The 17,501-nt window shown below is 70.7% G+C and carries 17 protein-coding genes; 8 read left to right on the top strand and 9 right to left on the bottom strand.

Translation table 11 applies throughout. From position 1 onward, the window contains the following. Window positions 1-164 precede the first annotated feature (164 nt). The 4 genes from AACL56_RS31950 to AACL56_RS31965 are packed head-to-tail and all read left to right on the top strand — an operon-like array spanning window position 165 to window position 6,565. A complete protein-coding gene (locus AACL56_RS31950) occupies window positions 165-1,289 on the top strand; it encodes an AAA family ATPase (RefSeq protein ID WP_339094351.1) in 1,125 nt (374 codons plus the stop codon). Further along, complete coding sequence (locus AACL56_RS31955) at window positions 1,286-1,747, top strand: hypothetical protein (RefSeq protein ID WP_339094353.1); 462 nt, start codon at window positions 1,286-1,288, stop codon at window positions 1,745-1,747. Before AACL56_RS31950 ends, AACL56_RS31955 begins: the two co-directional genes overlap by 4 nt. Further along, window positions 1,744-3,621 carry a hypothetical protein gene (locus tag AACL56_RS31960; protein WP_339094355.1) on the top strand — a complete coding sequence of 626 codons (1,878 nt, stop codon included), beginning with the start codon at window positions 1,744-1,746 and terminating at the stop codon, window positions 3,619-3,621. Before AACL56_RS31955 ends, AACL56_RS31960 begins: the two co-directional genes overlap by 4 nt. Before the next feature lie 10 nt (window positions 3,622-3,631). Further along, window positions 3,632-6,565 carry a bpX6 domain-containing protein gene (locus tag AACL56_RS31965; protein ID WP_339094357.1) on the top strand — a complete coding sequence of 978 codons (2,934 nt, stop codon included), beginning with the start codon at window positions 3,632-3,634 and terminating at the stop codon, window positions 6,563-6,565. Between the two features lie 27 nt (window positions 6,566-6,592). Here AACL56_RS31965 and AACL56_RS31970 read toward each other — a convergent pair whose 3' ends face one another. Then, entirely contained in the window at window positions 6,593-7,015 is a 423-nt protein-coding gene (locus tag AACL56_RS31970) for a cupin domain-containing protein (RefSeq protein WP_339094359.1), read from the bottom strand. Window positions 7,016-7,114: 99 nt separating this feature from the next. Beyond that, window positions 7,115-8,068: a prolyl aminopeptidase gene (pip, locus tag AACL56_RS31975; RefSeq protein ID WP_339094361.1), complete on the bottom strand. Its 954-nt coding sequence runs from the start codon at window positions 8,066-8,068 to the stop codon at window positions 7,115-7,117. A 111-nt stretch (window positions 8,069-8,179) separates the two neighbouring features. On the opposite strand from pip, the gene AACL56_RS31980 reads away from it, so the two are divergent. The 4 genes from AACL56_RS31980 to AACL56_RS31995 all read left to right on the top strand — a co-directional run bounded on the left by AACL56_RS31980 (window position 8,180) and on the right by AACL56_RS31995 (window position 10,674). Next, window positions 8,180-8,716 carry a GrpB family protein gene (locus AACL56_RS31980; RefSeq protein WP_339094363.1) on the top strand — a complete coding sequence of 179 codons (537 nt, stop codon included), beginning with the start codon at window positions 8,180-8,182 and terminating at the stop codon, window positions 8,714-8,716. A gap of 86 nt (window positions 8,717-8,802) precedes the next feature. Beyond that, window positions 8,803-9,273, top strand: coding sequence for a metalloregulator ArsR/SmtB family transcription factor (locus AACL56_RS31985; RefSeq protein WP_339094365.1), 471 nt, complete (start codon window positions 8,803-8,805; stop codon window positions 9,271-9,273). After that, the gene (locus AACL56_RS31990) at window positions 9,159-9,623 is read left to right on the top strand and encodes an SRPBCC family protein (RefSeq protein WP_339094367.1); all 465 of its coding nucleotides are present in this window, start codon (window positions 9,159-9,161) and stop codon (window positions 9,621-9,623) included. Before AACL56_RS31985 ends, AACL56_RS31990 begins: the two co-directional genes overlap by 115 nt. Window positions 9,624-9,777: 154 nt before the next feature. Continuing rightward, a complete protein-coding gene (locus AACL56_RS31995; protein ID WP_339094369.1) occupies window positions 9,778-10,674 on the top strand; it encodes a LysR family transcriptional regulator in 897 nt (298 codons plus the stop codon). A 30-nt stretch (window positions 10,675-10,704) separates the two neighbouring features. On the opposite strand, the gene AACL56_RS32000 is transcribed toward AACL56_RS31995, so the two are convergent. The 7 genes from AACL56_RS32000 to AACL56_RS32030 are packed head-to-tail and all read right to left on the bottom strand — an operon-like array spanning window position 10,705 to window position 17,488. Continuing rightward, window positions 10,705-11,799, bottom strand: coding sequence for an enolase C-terminal domain-like protein (locus AACL56_RS32000; RefSeq protein ID WP_339094371.1), 1,095 nt, complete (start codon window positions 11,797-11,799; stop codon window positions 10,705-10,707). A gap of 13 nt (window positions 11,800-11,812) precedes the next feature. Then, on the bottom strand, window positions 11,813-12,523 hold the full coding sequence (locus AACL56_RS32005) for an ABC transporter ATP-binding protein (protein WP_339094373.1): 711 nt from the start codon (window positions 12,521-12,523) through the stop codon (window positions 11,813-11,815). After that, window positions 12,520-13,278, bottom strand: coding sequence for an ABC transporter ATP-binding protein (locus AACL56_RS32010; protein ID WP_339094375.1), 759 nt, complete (start codon window positions 13,276-13,278; stop codon window positions 12,520-12,522). Before AACL56_RS32010 ends, AACL56_RS32005 begins: the two co-directional genes overlap by 4 nt. After that, entirely contained in the window at window positions 13,271-14,224 is a 954-nt protein-coding gene (locus AACL56_RS32015) for a branched-chain amino acid ABC transporter permease (RefSeq protein ID WP_339094377.1), read from the bottom strand. Before AACL56_RS32015 ends, AACL56_RS32010 begins: the two co-directional genes overlap by 8 nt. Next, window positions 14,221-15,093, bottom strand: a complete 873-nt coding sequence (locus AACL56_RS32020) for a branched-chain amino acid ABC transporter permease (RefSeq protein WP_339094379.1) — start codon at window positions 15,091-15,093, stop codon at window positions 14,221-14,223. The genes AACL56_RS32015 and AACL56_RS32020 overlap by 4 nt, the downstream gene beginning before the upstream one ends. Next, window positions 15,086-16,279, bottom strand: coding sequence for an alpha-hydroxy acid oxidase (locus AACL56_RS32025; RefSeq protein ID WP_339094381.1), 1,194 nt, complete (start codon window positions 16,277-16,279; stop codon window positions 15,086-15,088). The genes AACL56_RS32020 and AACL56_RS32025 overlap by 8 nt, the downstream gene beginning before the upstream one ends. A 27-nt stretch (window positions 16,280-16,306) precedes the next feature. After that, on the bottom strand, window positions 16,307-17,488 hold the full coding sequence (locus AACL56_RS32030; protein WP_339094382.1) for an ABC transporter substrate-binding protein: 1,182 nt from the start codon (window positions 17,486-17,488) through the stop codon (window positions 16,307-16,309). Between the last annotated feature and the right edge of the window lie 13 nt (window positions 17,489-17,501).

A 17,501-nucleotide genomic window follows, 5' to 3' on the forward strand; every position in this document is an offset into this window, starting at 1 on the left:
TCTCTCTCCTCGGTTGTTATGTGTCTGGTGAGCTGGGAGAGTGTAAATACCCGGGTGCCGCTGCGCTTCGTGCGAGGCTGCGTGGCCTGATCCCCGGTGCCGATGCGTCATCGCGCTGCGGCACACTGTCGGCCCGTCGACCTTCATCCAACGTCTCGATTCCGATGACCTCTTCCCCGCTCCAGACTTCCGCAGAACACGTGCGCCAGGCGATCCGCGCCGCCACCACCGGCCTGGTCGGCCGGGAGCAGCTGGCCGAGCTCATCGTGCTTGCCGCGGTGGCGCAGGAGCACCTGCTGGTGGTCGGCCCACCGGGCACCGCCAAGAGCGCGGTGGTGCGGCGCGTGGCGCAGAGCCTGGGCGGACGTTACTTCGAGTACCTGCTGGGTCGCTTCACCGAGCCTTCCGAACTGTTCGGCCCGGTCGACCTGAACAAGCTGCGCGCCGGCACCGTCGAGACCGATGTGAGCGGCATGCTGCCCGAGGCCGACGTGGCCTTTCTCGACGAGGTGTTCCTCGGCTCCACCGCCATCCTCAACACGCTGCTGGGCGTGCTCAACGAGCGCCGCTTCCGCCGCGGCCACACGCAGCTCGACTGCCCGCTGCGCGTGTGCGTCGGCGCTGCGAACGCACTGCCCGACGACGAAGGGCTGGCCGCGTTCGGCGACCGGTTCCTGCTGCACGCGTTCATCGAGCCGGTGCCCGACCACCAGCTCGAGGCGATGCTCAGCGGCGGCTGGCAATCGAACCACACGCCGGTCGCCACCGGCGGCGCGCTGGCCGATCTCGATGTGCTGTGCCGGCAGCTCAGGCAGGTCGACCTCGGCGGCGTGCAGCCGGCCTTGGCCAACGCCATCCGCAAGCTGCGCCAGGCCGGCGTGCAGCTGTCGGACCGGCGCATCGTGAAGTCGCAGCGCCTGCTGGCGGCTGCGGCCGTGCTGGCGGGCAGGCTGGAGACGACCGAAGCCGATCTCTGGCCTCTGCTCTATGTGCTGCCCACGCAGGAGGCGCAGCAGAGTGCACGCGACGTGCTGCGCGATGCCTTCGCCAGCGCCACTCATCCGCACCTGCTGAGCGCGGTGGAAGAGGCCACGCTGCAGCCGCTGTCGCGCGCGGTGCGCCTGGCCGAGACCGCGCGCGCCTGCCTCGCGGCGGCGCCCGCGTCGGCGCGCACGCAGGCCGAGAGCGTGCTGCGCGAGATCGACGCCAACTTCAGCAGCGAGCTGCTCCCGGAGCCGCTGATCGCATTGCGCACCCAGCTCGTCGAGCGCCTGGCCGCGGTGGCATGAGCGCGGCGTTGCCGATCGAATGGCGCTGGCAGCCGAGCGCAGAGCCCTTGCCTGCGCAGGCCGCCGTGGCCTGGGGCACGGCGGCGCACGCGCTGTACGCCCGGTTGCTGCAGCTCGAGCCGTCACGGCACGCGGGCCTGTCCGCCATGGCCGGCCGCGACCTGCTCGTGGTGACGGGCGAAGCCGATGCCTTGCCCTGGGTCGACGGCGTGGCCTACGCGGGGCCTGCGGCCGATGCGCCCGGACTGTGGCTGCCCACGGTCGAGGCGCCCGATCTGCCGGCGGAACTGGTCGCGCGCAGCCTTCAACGCGAGCACCCGAACCGGCAGCCGCTGCTGCTGTGGCCGCGCCCGGCGTTCGTGCTGCCGCTCGACCGCCTGCTGCCGCTGTCGGCCGCGCTGCTCGCACGCATCGGCGCGCATTGGCGCGGCGCACCCGCAGGCGCTGCCGGCGCATGAGCACCGACACCACCGAACTCCCCGACGCGCTGAAGCCGTGGGGCCCCTGGCTCGCCTGGTTCACGCCCGACATGGCGGTAGAGCTCGGCGCGCTGGTGCAGCGCATGCAGCCGCTGCTGGGCCGCTTCCGCGGCCAGACGCGCGGCGGCGTGCCCGAACCCGACGGACTCGACGACCTGCGCCGACGAGGTCCCTACGAACGCCTGCTTGCCACCGAATGGCTGCTGGCCGACGAATTGCCCGACGAGTTCCTGCGCCGCGCCGCCTCCAGCGAGCACCTGTTCCTGGCGCCGCGCCCGCGTGCACGCGAAGCCGAGAAGAGCATCGTCGCCATCTTCGATGCCGGACCGCTGCAGCTCGGCGCGCCGCGGCTTGGGCAGCTGGCGCTGTGGATCCTGCTGGCGCGCCGCGCTGCGCAGGCCGGTGGCGTCTTTCAGTGGGGCGTGCTCCAGCAGCCGGGCGGGCTCGAAGGTGCGGACGACGCGAAGAACCTGCGCTCGCTGCTCAAGGCGCGCAGTTTCGAAGTGGCCAGCTCCATGCATGCGAGCGAATGGCAGGAAGTGCTGTCCAGCCTGGACAACCCGCCTGGCGAGACCTGGCTGATCGGCGCGGCGCCGGCGGAGCAGCCCGCCGGCGCGCGCTGGACCAGCCAACGCGTGTGCTTTCAGCGTGCGGTGCTGGGCGACGTGCTCGATGTGTCGCTGGGCGGCGAGGGCGGATCGCGCCGCGCGCAACTGCCGCTGCCGTCGTCGAAGGCCGGTGCGGCGCTGCTGCGCGGCGACTTCGCGGAGCGCCTGCCGCAGGCGGTGCACCGGCAGCACCGCGGCCGCATCTCGCTGCAGCGCCCGGCGATCATTTCGCCGTCCGGCCAGCATGTGGCCGTGCAGTTGCTCGACGATGCGGGGCTGCTCGTGTTTCCCGTGCCCGTCGATGGGCAGCGCAAGGCGGCCAGGCCCAAGTACCAGTACTGGGGCCAGTCGCTCGTGCCGCTGTCGGTCATGTTCCTGGGCAAGCGCACCGGTGCGCTGTTGAGCAACGCGCATTCGAAGCACGCGGGCGGGGAGCGCTCGATGCATTTCTGGCAGGTGCCCGGTCTCGCCAGCTTCGCCGCGCCCGAGCCCACGCAATTCCGTGCGCCGCCGGGGCTGGCGGTGTGGCTGCCTTCGGCGTGGCTGCGCGAGGGCAACGCCGAGCGCGTATGCATGATCGACCGCGACCGACGGCTGGTGAATTGGGACGTGGGGGGCGCCACCGGGCCCGAGCCCACGCTGGTCGATGCCGAGGTGTTCGGCATGTCGCAATGGCAGGAGTCGGACGTCGTCTACGTCGCGGCGAACGGGCACCAGCTGGTGTTGCGGCGCCTGGGCGCCGGTGGCGGGCGCGGTTCCGAGACGCTGCTTTGCCAGCGCACCGACAACACGGCCGTGCTCATCGCCGGCGGATGGCGGTGGAAGGCCGGCGTGGGGGGTGTCGCGGTGCGCATCGCGTCGGACTCCGCACGCTCCGCCGAGGTCTGGCGAATCCACGAGCCCGACCCGGCGTCCGCCGGGGGGCGGCATGGCAGGTTTCCACAGAACTGGCGCCTCTTCGAGGTGCGCGCTTCGCGCGCGCTGGCACTGATCGACGACCTCAAGCACACCCGCCATGCCCTGGTGAGCCTGTCGCCGTCGTTCGACGGGCTGGACCTGCATTCGAGGGACGGCACCGAGACCGTCTACAAGGCTCCGGAGCGCATCGAGAAGGTCAGCGTGAGCGCTTCCACGGGCCTGGCCGTCATGCTGACCGTGCACAAGAAGATCATCGTCTACGCGGTGCCCCAGCGGGCCCTGCGCGCGGTGCTGCATGGCGAAGGAGCGAGCGATGCCGCCGCCTGAGTCCGTTCCGATGCCACCCGCGCAGGTTCGCCATCCATTGCTGAAAGGCCGCCAGCAGGTGGCTGCGCTCTGGTTCCCCTCGGCATGGTTCGGCGAGGCCGCGCGCGTACGCCGCATCGTCGAAGCATGGCGTGCCGGCGCACAGGCGTTCCGCTTTGCCGAGGGCGACCTGCTGCGCTTCGCGCAGCCGCTGTCGCTCGACTGCGACCACGCCACAGGCTGGCCCTTGCGGCGCGAAGGGAGCGATGGGAGCGGTGGGCAGGCGCTCTGTTCCGCCGAACTCACGCCCGGCGAGCGCGCTGCGCTGCCGCCGGTCGACATCTGGCTGGTCGATGGCGGCGAAGTGCTGGCGCTGCGCCTCGCGCAGGCCGCGCCGATCGACCCTTCGCACTGGCTGGCCGCGGGCCCGCCGCTGTTCGACACCTTCGATTGCCGCGAAGCCCTGCCCGAGCCCGAAGTGCTCGACACCGAAGGACGCACGCTGCGCGAAGTGCTCGGCGACGCGGTGCCGCCGGCCAGCCCGGCGCAGGCGGAGTTCCTCGAGAAACTGCGCGAGCGCGCGAACCGCCAAGGCGCCTCGAAGCAGGAGGCGCGACCCGGCACGCCTTCGGGCGCGAGTCGCCCTGGCGGTCACGGCGGCCGCGGCGGCGCGCCCGTGATGCGCTGGGTGGTGGGGGTGGCCGTGTTCCTTTGGGCGGCCAGGGCCCTGTTCCATCAGCTCGGTGCGCCGCAGGGCGCCAGCACGGCATCGCAGGTCGATGCGGGTTCGCTGTTGCTGTCGCTGATCGTCTTTGCCATCGCCGTCCTGGTCTTCTGGTGGCTGCGGCGGTTCCGTGCGCCGGGCGCTTCGCGGCGTGCCGGCCGCGGCGAAGCCGTGCCGACGCCCACGCGTCCGGCGGCGTCGCCGTCGCTCAAGCAGCGCGCCACCGCGCGGCCGGCCCGCGCGCGCTGGCGCGACTGGGTGGCGCGCCTCGCCATCACCTCGCGGCTGTCGCGCCTGCTGGGGCGCCAGCAGGCGGCCTACCTCAACCGCATGCTCAAGATGTTCGACGACGGCGATCTCGACCGGGCGCTGCGCCACGCGATTCCGCTGGGCGGCGGCATGCAGTCGCTCGGGCAGGCCTTCGGCACACCGGGGCCGCGCAACGACCTGTCGCTGAGCGGTTCGCTGGCGCAGGGGCCGAGCATCCACCTCGGCAACGACTTCGAGGCCCACCTGCGCCAGCTCTACCGCAAGGCCTTCGAGAAGCTGGACCGCGAAGGCCGCATCGACGAGGCCGTGTTCGTGCTGGCCGAGCTGCTGCAGGCGCGGCAGGAAGCACTCGACTACCTCGAGAAGCACCAGCGCCACGCGCAGGCCGCCGAGCTCGCGTTGTCGTGGGACTGGCCGCCGGCCACCATCGTGCGGCTGCTGTGCCTGGCCGGCGACTGGCGCCGCGCGCTGGCCGTGGCGCGGCGCGACGACGCATTCGCCAATGCCGTGCTGCAACTGCGGGAGCGCTGGCCCGATGCCGCCAACCGCCTGCGCAGGGAGTGGGGCGAGGCGCTGGCGCAGCAGGGCGAATGGCTCAAGGCCGTGGATGCCGTGTGGCCAGCCGCCTCGCTGCGCGAGCAGGCCGCCGAATGGCTGCTGGCGGCGGAAGTCGCGGGAGGTCAGCTGGCGGCCCGCGCGCTGGTGCAGCGCGCGTTGCTGTTGCCCGACACCCTGCAGGACTGCGCCCAGCGCCTGGAGGCGCTGCGCGACGATGCGTCCCTGCATGGCGAGCGCGCGGCGCTGGCGGCAGCGCTGAACGCAGCCACGGGCCATACCGCGGCATCGCGCGGCCTGCTGGCAGTGCTGCTGCCGGCGCTGCTGGCCGACCAGTCGCAGGGCCTGGGGCGGCTCGACAGGAAGGCGCTGCAGTCGCTGCTGCGGCTACAGGCCGATCCGTTGCTGCAGGCCGACCTACCGGGCTCGGCGCTGCCGGTCGTCGACGACGTTCCGCTCGCCGAACAGCCGCAAGCGCTGGCGCTGGACGCGCCCGAGGCAGGCGCTCACGAAGTGTTCGACGCGGTGCCGCTCGACGAAGACCGCTACCTCGTCGCCATCGGCGAGGCCGGCGCGCTCATGACGAACAGCACCGGCCGCGTGCTGGCCCGCTTCGCCGTGCCGGCCTACCGGCTGGTGGCGGCGCACAGCGGGCAGGTGGCGCTGGCGCTGGCGAAGCGCGATGGCTTGTGGCGCGTGAGCCGCATCGACCTGGTGCAGCGGCAGGTCAGCGACCTGGGACTGGGCGAGTTCGACCATTTCGCCGGCGAGTTCGACGGCATCGGCTGGACGGTGACGCGCAGCAATCGCATCCAGGTGCTCGACACCGGCCGCTCGCTGCGCGATGTGCTCTGGCAGGTCGCCGACCTGCCGGGCGATGTGATCGAGATGTCGGTCACCCGCTCCGTGGAGCAATTCGTGGTCGACGACCGGGCTGGGGGAGACGGGAGGGCGTCGGCGCCGAGCCTGTGGCGCTACCACTGTCCGCAGCGGCAACTGCGCCAGCGCGAACCCATCGAGCGGCCGTTGGCCGACACATCGAAGCGCATGCTGCATCCGCAGATCGGTGCTTTCCATCTGATGGCCGAAGACGGCGCCGACGACCTGTTGCGCGTGAGTTGGAAGCTCGGACCGCATGCGGGCGGAGAGTTCCACGTGCCGGGCGCCGGTGCGCGCACACTGCAGGTGAAGAGCGATCTCGATTGGCTGGTCACTTCGGAGGCGACTGCGCAGGGGCGCCTTGTGCGGTGGCTCGCCCTGCGCGGCGGGCGCCGGGCCGCGTTGCTGTCGTGGCCTGGCCCGGACGTTCGGGTGCGCGCCGTGGCTGACGGCGGCTGGCTGCTGTTCGACGATGAGGGCCGCTTGCTCCACCTCGACACGGCGCGCAGCCGGGTGGTGAGTTTTTCGGTTCGCTGAGCGCGCGGCGTCAGGTGCCGTGCTCCATCATTTCCATGGCGTCGGCGCCGGAATCGCGCACACCGGCTCCACATCCACGCTCCCGAAGTCGGCAGGTGAAACGATCTCCAGGTACTCCATGTCGGGCGAGTAGTCGAAGAGGTAGTGGCGGATGCCCGGGCGCTGGTGCACCACATCGCCTGCTTCAACGAGCGTTTCCTTGTCCTCGTACATGAAGCGGGCCCAGCCCTTGACCATGATCACGATCTGGAAGTCCGCCTCGTGCCGGTGCCAGCCGGTGCCCGTTTCCGGTGCCATGTTGGCCTTGACCAGGTGCGCGATCACTTTGCCGTTGGTGGCCTCGGCGATGCCCAGGTCGCGATAGAGAAAGAAGTCACGCAATCCGCCCGAGACGAATTCCGTATCGCCGGGTTTCACGTGGGAGAACTGGGTGGCCATACGGTCCAGCATGGGGTGCTCCTTCGCAAGGGGTGGGTTCGGCGCGGCACGCATAAAGCGTTCCCGCCGCACGCGCATCCGGCGCCCGGTGGCCCTCGGGTGCCCGGCGATTCATCGGCCCGCGAAGCCGTCGGTCGCGCGCACCAGTCGGTCGAGGATGCCGGGTTCCGAGTAGGCATGTCCGGCACCTTCGACCAGGTGGAATTCGGCTTGCGGCCAGGCCTTGTGCAACGTCCATGCGAAGCGGGCGGGGCAGGGCATGTCGTAGCGGCCGTGCACGATCACGCCGGGAATGCCGTGCAGCCTGTGCGCATCGCGCAGCAGCTGGCCTTCGTCGAGCCAGGCGTCATGCACGAAGTAGTGGTTCTCCAGCCGCGCGAAGGCCAGTGCGAAGTGGTCGTCGGCGTGCGAGCCGGCAAGGGCCGGGCTCGGCAGCAGGGTGATGGTCTCGCCCTCCCACACGCTCCAGGCACGCGCCGCCTCGATGCGCGCCACCGGGTCGTCGCCGGTCAGGCGCTTGCGGTAGGCCGCGATCATGTCGCCGCGCTCGCCCTCGGGGATGGGCGCCTGGAACTTCTCCCACTTGTCGGGGAACATCTCGGACACGCCGAACTGGTAGTACCAGCGCAGCTCGGCGCGCGTCACGGTGTAGATGCCGCGCAGCACCAGTTCGCTCACGCGCCCGGGGTGCTTCTGCGCATAGGCCAGCGCGAGCGTGGAACCCCAGGAGCCGCCGAACACCAGCCAGCGTTCGGCACCCGCCAGTTCGCGCAGCCGCTCGATGTCGGCCACCAGGTGCCAGGTGGTGTTGGCCTCGAGTCCGGCGTGCGGCTGCGACAGGCCGCAGCCGCGCTGGTCGAACAGCATCACGTCGTAGCGCGCGGGATCGAAAAGCCGCCGGTGCTCCGGCGAGATGCCGCCGCCAGGCCCGCCATGCAGGAACACCGCGGGCTTGGCGCCGGGCGTGCCCACGCGTTCGTAGCGGATGCGGTGGCCGTCGCCGACGTCGAGCATGCCGGTCTCGTAGGGTTCGATCGGTGGATACGGCTGGCGCAGTTCGGTCATTCGATGGGCTCCTTGTGAACAGGCCTTACGGTAAGCGATGCGCGGGTTGTCGGGGCTCGCGGCTAAAGTCGCCGTCTGCAAACCTGGAATCGAAGACCGCACGGAGGCGTCATGGACATCGGACCGTTCGACGAAAGCCTGGCGCAGCGCAGGATCCTGCCGTACGACCCCGCGTACGCCGAGGTCTTCGCGCAGGTGCAGCGCCATGTGCAGGCCCGGCTGGGCGGCGTCGCGCTCGTGCACATCGGCAGCACGGCCATCGCGGGCCTGCGAGGCAAGCCGATGGTGGACATCGCCGCCATCACGCAGCAGGACGACCTGCGCGCCGCACAGGCGGCGTTCGAAGTGCTCGGGTTCCACCGGCGTCCCGTGTGGGTCGACAGGGACGAGAAGCCCTACGTCTGCGCCAGCGTGCAGCACGACGGCCGCAGGTTCAACCTCAACCTGCACATCTGCCATCGCGGCGATCCGGTGCACAGGGACTCGCTGGCATTCATGCGGATTCTCGAGCGCCGGCCCGACCTGCGCAGCAGGTACGAGGAAGCCAAGGATCGCGCGCACGCCATCGACCCGGTCGACCCCGAGGTCTACAACCGCGAGAAAGCGGCGGTGATCCGCGAGATCCATGCGCTGATCGATGCGGGCTAGCCGTGTGCGAGGCCGTGGCACCTCGGCGACTCGGCCTGTGCAAACCCGGCTTGACGGAAGCGGACGGCCTCCAGATACTAAACCGCATGGTTCACTCCAGCACACCTGCTCCCCCGAACGACACCGCGGCCCTCGACGCCATCTTTGCCGCGCTGTCCGACTCCACGCGGCGCACGGTGCTCGAGACCCTGGGCGAGCGCAGCCTGAGCGTGACCGAACTCGCCGAGCCGCACGGCATGTCCCTCACCGGCTTCATGAAGCACCTGCGCGTGCTCGAGGACGCGGGCCTGATCTCTCGCACGAAAGCGGGCCGCATCGTGCGCTGCGAACTGTCGCCCCGGCCCATGCAGGAGGCCGCCGTGTGGTTGTCCCGCTACGACAGGTTCTGGTCCGGGCGCCTCGATGCGCTGTCGCGCTTTCTCTACCAGCAGGAGCAGACCGAATGGAAGAACCTTCCACCGGAGGCGCCGCCGAGCGCCCCGCGCTCACCCTCCGAAGGCACTACCGCGTCGGCCCCGAGAAAGTCTGGCGCGCGTGGACCGACCCGCAGGCGCTGAAGCTGTGGTTCGGCCCCGAGGAAATCGTCCTGGTGCCCATCGCCGAGATCGACCTGCGCGTGGGCGGCCGCTTTCGCGTGGCCATGCGGGCCGCCGACGGCGAAACGCACGACGTGAGCGGCACCTACCTGGAGGTGGAGCCGAACCGCAAGCTCGTCTTCACCTGGGCCTGGCGCAGCACGCCGGAGCGCGAATCGCGCGTGACGCTGCGCATCGAGCCCGACGCGAACGGCTGCGAACTGGTGCTGCTGCACGAGCAGTTCTTCGACGAAGCCGCGCGCGATGCGCACGACCACGGCTGGAGCGGTGCCCTGGTCAAGCTCGAAGGGTGGCTGCTGCTGACGGCATGACGGCGCGCGCCGCTTGAAGCCATCGGGGGGCTCCTTCCACACGGCACGGCTTGCGAACCCGTTGCGAGCGCACGTGCTCGAAAGGTAGGGAACGGACCGAGCCCGGAGCGCGCGCCCGTATGGCAAATTCAGGCCTCGCCCCACGGCAGGACCCATGAGCCACCTCGACCTGAATCTCGTTCGCGTGTTCGTCGCGATCTACGAAACGCGCAGCGTGACCCACGCGGCCGAGCGTCTCGACGTCACGCAATCGACCGTGAGCTACGGACTCGCCAAGCTGCGCAAGGTCTACGTCGACCGCCTGTTCTCGCGCGGCGGCGACGGGCTGGTGCCCACCGGCATGGCCGAGCAGCTGTTCCAGCGCTTTCGCGAGGCGCTCACCACCGTCGAGGGCACGCTCGAACAGAACACCGCCTTCGATCCGCAGCACTCGACGCGGCGCTTTCGCCTGGCGATGTCGGACATCGGCGTGCTGTACTTCGTGCCGCCGCTGCTGCGGCGCTTTCAGGAAGTGGCGCCGCGCATAGAGATCGACATCCTGCAGATCTCGGACACGCTGGGCGAGGACCTGTCCACGGGGCGGCTCGACATGGCGGTCGGCAACATCCCCTCGCTGGGCTCGCCGGTGCACAGCGCGCTGCTGTTCCGCGAGCACTACGTGTGCCTGATGTCGGCCAACCACCCGACCATCGGCTGCAGCATGAGCCTGGAGGCGTTCTCGGCGGCGCGCCACGTGATGGTGTCGTCGCCGCGCTCGGGCCACTTTCTCATCGAGGACGCGCTGGCCGAGCGGGGCATCCACCGCAACATCGTCGCGCGCGTGCCGCAGTTCACCGTGCTGCCGCAACTGCTGTCGCAGAGTGACCTGCTGGTGCTGCTGCCCTCGCGCGTGGCCAGCCTCTACGTGCACCAGGGCGGGCTGAAGGCGTTGGCGCTGCCCGTGCCGCTGCCCGACTTCCAGGTTCAGGCCCACTGGCATGCACGGCACGAATACAGCGCGGCGCACCGCTGGCTGGTCGATGAGATCGTGGCCACGCTCGGCAAGCTCTGAAGCGCCCGATGCCGCGGGCCGGCGGCGCGGCTACACGAGGTAGCGCCGCACCGCGTCTTCGTTCCACGCGATGCCCGTGCCAGGCTCGGCCGGCGGCGTGGCCATGCCGTTCTCGAAGGCCAGCGGACGTTCCAGCACCGGTCCGGCCAGGTCCATGCGCTCGAGCAGATGGCGCGTCGGCGTCACCGCCAGCAGGTGCACGCTGACCTCCTGGAAGATGTGGCTCGACATCGGCACGCCATGCGCCTGCGCCAGCGCGGCGGCGCGCAGCCATCCGGTGACGCCGCCGATCTTCATCGCGTCGGGCATCGCGAGATCGCAGGCGCCGGCCTGCAGCGCCTTGGCCATCTCGTCGGGGCCGCACCAGTTCTCGCCCATCTGCACCGGCAGGCGCACCTTCTCGCGGATGCGTGCATGGCCCGCGTAGTCTTCCTGCAGCGTGGGCTCCTCGACCCAGGCGATGCCTTCGTTCTCCAGTGCATGGATGCGGCGCACCGCCTCGGGCACCGTCAGCCCCTGGTTGTAGTCGACCAGCAGCTGCGCTCCGTCGCCGATCACGCCCCGCAGCGCGCGGACCACCTCGAGGTCTTCGGCCAGCGTGGCGTAGCCGATCTTGGTCTTGATGGCGCCGAAGCCCTGTTCCATGGTGAGCGCGGCGCGCTGCACGCCGAGCGCCACGCCATCCATGCTGTGGCTGTCGTAGGCCGCCACGGGGCGGCGCGTGCCGCCCAGCAGCACGGCCAGCGGCACGCCGCGCACCTTGGCCAGCGCGTCCCAGGCGGCCATGTCCAGCCCTGCGCTGGCCATCTGCGCGATGCCGGTGCGGCCCAGCAGCCGCAGCCGCTGCGCCAGCGTCCGGTCGAGGTCGAAGGGCGCCAGCGGCTGGCCCGCGAGGGCACCGCCCAGCGTCAGCAGCATCCGCCGCGTGGCGCGCAGCGCGAGCGGCGTGTAGGTGAAGACATAGGCCCGGCCCACTGTGCCGTTGCTGGCGTAGAGGTCGATCAGCACCAGCGGCGCCGTCGCCACCACGCCCACGCTGGTGCGCACGGGGAACTCGAGCGGCACGTTGACGCAGCGCGCCTGCACGTCGGCGACCTGCAGGCCGGTGTCGGAAAGGGTGTTCATCGTCGTCGTTCCTTCACAGGCCGAGGTAGGCGGCCTTCACGCGCTCGTCGCCCAGCAGTTGCGCGGCCGGCCCGCCCAGCGCGATGGCGCCGGTCTCCAGCACATAGCCCCGGTCGGCGACCGACAGTGCGGCATGCGCGTTCTGCTCGACCAGCAGGATCGGAATGCCGCGCGCCTTGAGCCGCGCGATGACGCCGAAGATCTCCTTCACCAGCAGCGGCGCCAGGCCCATCGAGGGTTCGTCGAGCAGCAGTACCCTGGGCTCGCTCATCAGCGCGCGCGCGATCGCCAGCATCTGCTGCTGGCCGCCCGAGAGCGTGCCGGCCGCAAGCAGGCGCTTTTCCTCCAGCACCGGAAACAGCGCATACATCTCGGCCAGCCGCTCCTGGCGGCGCGCGGCGCGCGTGTATCCGCCGAGCAGCAGGTTGTCCTGCACCGAGAGCGGACCGAACACCTGCCGGCCCTCGAGCACCTGCGACAGCCCCGCGCGCACGCGGGCGTCTGCGCTGTCGCGCGTGATCTCGCGGCCGAACAGCGTCACGCTGCCGGCGCTGGCGCGGAGGAGCCCCGACACCGCGCGCAGCAGCGTGGTCTTGCCGGCCCCGTTGGCGCCCACCAGCGCCACCAGCTCTCCCTGGCCCACGCGCAGGTCGATGCCGTGCAGCGCCTCGATGCGGCCGTAGCCTGCAAAGAGGCCCTTCACCTCGAGTGCGGCGCTGCTCATGCGGCCTCCGCTTCAGTGCCGAGGTAGGCGGCGATGACCTGCGGGTTGGCACGCACCTCGGCGGCGGTGCCTTCGGCGAGCTTGCGTCCGTAGTCGAGCACCAGCAGGTGGTCGGAGATGGTCATCACCAGCTTCATGTCGTGCTCCACCAGCAGGACCGTCACGCCCGAGGCGGCGATGCTGCGGATCAGTTCGGTGATCTCATGCGTCTCGGTGTCGTTCAGCCCGGCCGCCGGTTCGTCCAGCAGCAGGATGCGCGGCTTGCTCGCAAGGGCGCGGGCGATCTCCAGCCGCTTCAGCAGCCCGAACGACAGCTGCGTCGCATGCGCGTGCGCGTGCCGCCCCACGCCCACGTAGTCGATGAGCCGCAGCGCCTCTTCGCGCAGCGCGGCATCGGCGCGGCGCGTGGCGCCGGTCATGCCGGCGAGCAGCGAGCTGCGGGTGTGCAGGTGCGCGCCCAGCATCACGTTCTCGCAGGCCGTCATGTTCATGCACACCTGCAGGTTCTGGAAGGTGCGGCTCATGCCGCGCCGTGCCAGCTGGTCGGGCGCCATGCCCGCCACGTTCTCGCCGTCGAGCAGGATCTCGCCGCGCGTGGGCGCGTAGACGCCGCTGATCAGGTTGAACAACGTGGTCTTGCCCGCGCCGTTCGGGCCGATCACCGAATGCACCGAGCCGCCGCGCACGCTGAAGCTCACGTCCTGCATGGCGTGCACGCCGCCGAAGGATTTGCCGAGGTTCCTGACTTCAAGCATTCGGGACCTTCCGGCGCAGGCCGAGCGCGAGCGTGGGCACCAGCCCCTTGGGCAGGAACATCATGGTGAGCATCAGCACCAGGCCGAAGAACACCATCTCGTAGCCGTGCAGGCCGCCGAGCAGCTGCGGCAGGGCGGTGAGCAGCGCGGCACCCAGCACCGCGCCGAAGGTCGAGGCCATGCCGCCGAGCACCACCATGGTGGCCAGTTCGACCGAATGCGTGAAGGCCGCGATCGACGGGCTGATGAAGCCCAGGTAGTGCGCCGTGAGGCTGCCCGACACAGCCGCGAAAACGGCCGAGACCACGAATGCGCGCACCTTGAAGCGCGCCACGTCCACGCCCATCACGCGGGCCGCCACCTCGGAGCCGTTGAGCCCGCGCAGCGCACGCCCCGCCGGCGAATCATGGAGGTTGAGCGACAGCAGCACCGACAGCCACAGCAGCACGGCGGCCAGCGCATACCAGTGCAGCACCTTGGCGAAGGTGAAGCCGGCCACCGCCAGCGGCGGCACGGCCATGCCGTCGGGACCGCCCGTCCAGTCGACCTCGTTGATCAGCACGATGTTGACGATCACGCCCAGGCCCAGCGTGGCCATGGTCAGCGAATGCCCCCTGAGCCGCAGGATGGGCTTGGCGATGAGCCAGGCCACCACGGCCGCGCCGGCGGCCGCGGCGCCGATGGCCAGCAGTGGCGGCCAGCCCAGGCGCACCGTGACGATGCCGCTGCCGTAGGCGCCGATCGCGACGAAGGCCGCGTGGCCGATGCTGATCTGGCCCGCGAACCCCATCAGCAGGTTGAGTCCGATGGCCGCAACGGCGGCCAGCGCGATGCGCACCGCGACGTCGGCCACGTAGTTGTTGGGCATGGCCAGCGGCAGCAGTGCGAGCACCAGGGCCAGCAGCAGCAGGGACGGGCGCAGCAGCGCGTGCGAACCCGCCTTCATACGCGCTCCGTCGTCTTGCTGCCGAACAGGCCGTGCGGCATGACCAGCAGGATGAACACGATCATCACGAAGGGCACCGCGTCCTTGTAGGCCGAGGACACGTAGCCCGCCATCAGCGCCTCGAGCAGCCCGACGATGAGTCCGCCCACCACCGCGCCGCCCGCGCTGCCGAGCCCGCCCAGCGTGGCCGCGACGAAGCCCTTCATGCCCAGCATCAGGCCGATGTCGTACACCGTGGTCGTGATCGGCGCGGCCACCACGCCGGCCACCGCGCCCAGCAGCGCCGACAGGCCGAACGACAACTGCAGCACGCGCGACGTGGGAATGCCCACCGCGCGCGCCGCCAGCGCATTGGCCGCCACCGCCAGCATCGCCTTGCCGACCATCGTGAAGCGGAAGAACGCGAAGCACAGCGCCACCAGCACCGCCGCCGTGCCCAGCACCCAGAGGCTCTGCGGCAGCACGTAGGCACCGAGAATCGGCAGCGCCGCGTCGCCGCTGAAGGCGGGGAGCGTCTGCTGGTTCTTGCCGAGCACGATCTGCACCACGCCCTGGATGAAGATCGACGCGCCGATGGTGATGATGATCAGCGACACCACGCTGGCCTCGCCCGCGGGCTTGATCGCCAGCCGGTAGAGCAGCAGGCCGGCCACCACGGTGGCCAGCACGCCGCCCGCCATCGCGATGCCGTAGGGCATGTGGGCGCCGAGCAGGGCGGCGGTGATCATCGCGCCGAGCATCAGGAAGTCGCCCTGCGCGAAGTTGATGACGCCGCTGGCGTTGTAGATCAGCGAGAAGCCCAGCGCGGCCAGCGCGTAGATCGCGCCGGTGGTGAGTCCCGAGAAGACGAATTGCATGAAGTCAGCCACGGCGGTCTCCGGTCTGAATGGCCTGGGCCGTTGAAAGAGAGGCGAGCAGGTGCCGCGGCGACACGTCCGCCACGCGGTCGGCGCCGATCAGCACCATGGTGCGGGCGATGTCGTCGACGAGGCCGGCGAGCACGCCGTGCGCGCCCGCTTCCCCGCCGGTGGCCATGCCCCACACCGCGGCACGCCCGACGAAGGCGGCGGTGGCGCCGGCGGCGAGCGCCTTCACCACGTCGCTGCCGCGGCGGAAGCCGCCGTCCACGAACACCGGGATGCGGTCGGCCACGGCGTCGACCATGCGCGGCAGCACCGTGATGGTCGAGGGCGCCGCGTCGAGCTGGCGTCCGCCGTGGTTCGACACCACGATGGCATCGGCGCCGTGCTGCACGGCCAGCGCGGCGTCGTCGGGATGCAGCAGGCCCTTGACCACGAGCGGGCCGTCCCACAGTCGGCGCAGCCACGCCAGGTGCTCCCAGACCAGCGTGCGGTCCATCGTGCGCGACAGCAGCGCCGCCTGCAGCTGGGGCGAGGTGGCGCCATCGTCGGCCTCGCTGAGGTTGACGAACGACGGCGAGCGCCCCTGCATGGCCATGCCGAGCGACCACGCCGGGTGCAGCGCGAGGTCGAGCAGCGTCGAGGGCGTGAAGCGGAACGGCAGCCTGAAGCCGTTGCGCACGTCGCGCTCGCGCTGGCCGCTCACGGCGGCGTCCACCGTGAGCACCAGCGCGCCGTAGCCGGCCTCGCGCGCGCGGCGCACGAGCTGTTCGGCGATGGCGCGGTCGCCCATCACGTAGAGCTGCATCCACTGCACCGCGCCGGGGTTGCGGCGCAGCGCGGCTTCGCGCACCGCCTCGAGCCGGTCGTTCGACGGCGTCGACAGCACATGCGGCACGCCCGCCGCGGCGGCGGCACAGGCCAGCAGGGTGTCGCCGTGCGGCCGCACCAAGCCCGAGAAGCCGACCGGCGCCACGCCCAGCGGCGCCAACCAGCGCTGGCCGAACACGTCGATGCCGGTGTCGCCGTGGCGCGTGTCGCGCAGCGCGGTGGGCACGAGGTGCAGACCGGCCAGGTCGTCGACGTTGCGGCGCAGGCAGTCTTCGTTTTCCGCGCCGCCGTCGACGTAGTCGAAGACGAAGCGGGGCAGCCGCCGGCGTGCATGCCGGCGGTGGTCGTTCGCATTGAGCTTCATGCGCTTCCTTGGGTGACGCACGCCGCTTCAGCGCACTTCCGCGAACTTGCCTCCCTGCACCTCGACCATGCGGAACGCGGAGACGTCCAGGCCCATGTGGTCGGTGGCCGACATGCGGTAGATGCCGCTCACGCCCACGAAGTCCTTCGTGGCCTCGATGGCGTCGCGCACCTTCTGCTTGTCGGTGCCGCCGGCCCGCTTGATCGCGTCGACCAGCAGGAACAGCGCGTCGTGCGCATAGCCGCCGAAGGTGGACACATCCATCTTCGCGGTGCTCTCGTAGTCCTTCGCGTAGCTCACGCTGACCTTCTTCTGCGGATCGCTGTCGGGCAGCGCCTGCGCGATGAGCAGCGCCGGCGAAGGCATGCGGATGCCTTCGGACGACTTGCCCGCGATGCGGATGAACTCGGTGGAGGCCTGGCCGTGCGAGGTGTACAGCGGCTGCTTCATGGCCAGCTGCTGGTAGTTGCGCGCGATGATGGCCGGCGCCTGGCCCGTGCCGAACACGAAGATCGCCTGCGCGCCCGAGGACTTGATGCGCGTGAGCTGCGGCGTGACGTCGGTGTCCTTCTCGCCGTAGGTCTGGTCGTCGGCCACCTTCAGGCCGAGCGTCGCGGCGAGCTTGATCGTCTCGGTGCGGCCCGACTTCCCGAAGCCGCCGGTGTCCGACAGCAGCGCGAACTGGGTGAAGCCGCGCTTCTTCATCTCGCCGAGCACCTTCTCGGCCGCCATGCGGTCGGAGTGCGGCATCTTGAACGTATAGGGCTTGACCGGCTCGACGATGACCGAGGCGGCCGCCAGCGAGATCAGGGGCACCTTCGAGGCTTCCGCCTGCGGCACCATGGCCATGGTGGAGCCGGTGGTGGACGCGCCGAGGATCACGTCGACCTCGTCCTGCATGATCAGGCGCCGCGTGAAGGCGTTGGCCTTGTTGGCGTCGCTGGCGTCGTCGTACAGCACCAGTTCGAGCTTGCGGCCCAGCACGCCGCCGGCCGCGTTGATCTTGCCGACGTACATCTCGAGCGTCTTCTGCTGGGGGTCGCCGAGGAACGACGCGGGGCCGGTGGCCGACACCACCGCGCCGATCCTGATCGGGTCGGCCGCATGCACGACCGACGCCAGCGGCAGCAGCGCGGCGGCGGCGAGCAGCGAGTTCACGGCGCGGCGGCCGATGGGCGCGAGAGAGGGGGAAATGTTCTTGTGCTTCATCGTCTTGTCTCCT

Origin of the sequence: Variovorax paradoxus, assembly GCF_902712855.1 — a bacterium.
In the GTDB taxonomy this organism is placed as follows: Bacteria; Pseudomonadota; Gammaproteobacteria; order Burkholderiales; family Burkholderiaceae_C; genus Variovorax; species Variovorax paradoxus_Q.

Bases quoted from the DNA above. Each gene is read 5' to 3' on its own strand.
- pip (WP_339094361.1), bottom strand. From the start codon at position 8,068: ATGACCGAACTGCGCCAGCCGTATCCACCGATCGAACCCTACGAGACC.
- AACL56_RS31990 (WP_339094367.1), top strand. From the start codon at position 9,159: ATGGAAGAACCTTCCACCGGAGGCGCCGCCGAGCGCCCCGCGCTCACC.
- AACL56_RS32030 (WP_339094382.1), bottom strand. From the start codon at position 17,488: ATGAAGCACAAGAACATTTCCCCCTCTCTCGCGCCCATCGGCCGCCGC.
- AACL56_RS31970 (WP_339094359.1), bottom strand. From the start codon at position 7,015: ATGCTGGACCGTATGGCCACCCAGTTCTCCCACGTGAAACCCGGCGAT.
- AACL56_RS31985 (WP_339094365.1), top strand. From the start codon at position 8,803: ATGGTTCACTCCAGCACACCTGCTCCCCCGAACGACACCGCGGCCCTC.
- AACL56_RS31980 (WP_339094363.1), top strand. From the start codon at position 8,180: ATGGACATCGGACCGTTCGACGAAAGCCTGGCGCAGCGCAGGATCCTG.
- AACL56_RS32005 (WP_339094373.1), bottom strand. From the start codon at position 12,523: ATGAGCAGCGCCGCACTCGAGGTGAAGGGCCTCTTTGCAGGCTACGGC.
- AACL56_RS32015 (WP_339094377.1), bottom strand. From the start codon at position 14,224: ATGAAGGCGGGTTCGCACGCGCTGCTGCGCCCGTCCCTGCTGCTGCTG.
- AACL56_RS31995 (WP_339094369.1), top strand. From the start codon at position 9,778: ATGAGCCACCTCGACCTGAATCTCGTTCGCGTGTTCGTCGCGATCTAC.
- AACL56_RS31960 (WP_339094355.1), top strand. From the start codon at position 1,744: ATGAGCACCGACACCACCGAACTCCCCGACGCGCTGAAGCCGTGGGGC.
- AACL56_RS31955 (WP_339094353.1), top strand. From the start codon at position 1,286: ATGAGCGCGGCGTTGCCGATCGAATGGCGCTGGCAGCCGAGCGCAGAG.
- AACL56_RS32010 (WP_339094375.1), bottom strand. From the start codon at position 13,278: ATGCTTGAAGTCAGGAACCTCGGCAAATCCTTCGGCGGCGTGCACGCC.
- AACL56_RS31950 (WP_339094351.1), top strand. From the start codon at position 165: ATGACCTCTTCCCCGCTCCAGACTTCCGCAGAACACGTGCGCCAGGCG.
- AACL56_RS32000 (WP_339094371.1), bottom strand. From the start codon at position 11,799: ATGAACACCCTTTCCGACACCGGCCTGCAGGTCGCCGACGTGCAGGCG.
- AACL56_RS32025 (WP_339094381.1), bottom strand. From the start codon at position 16,279: ATGAAGCTCAATGCGAACGACCACCGCCGGCATGCACGCCGGCGGCTG.
- AACL56_RS31965 (WP_339094357.1), top strand. From the start codon at position 3,632: ATGCCACCCGCGCAGGTTCGCCATCCATTGCTGAAAGGCCGCCAGCAG.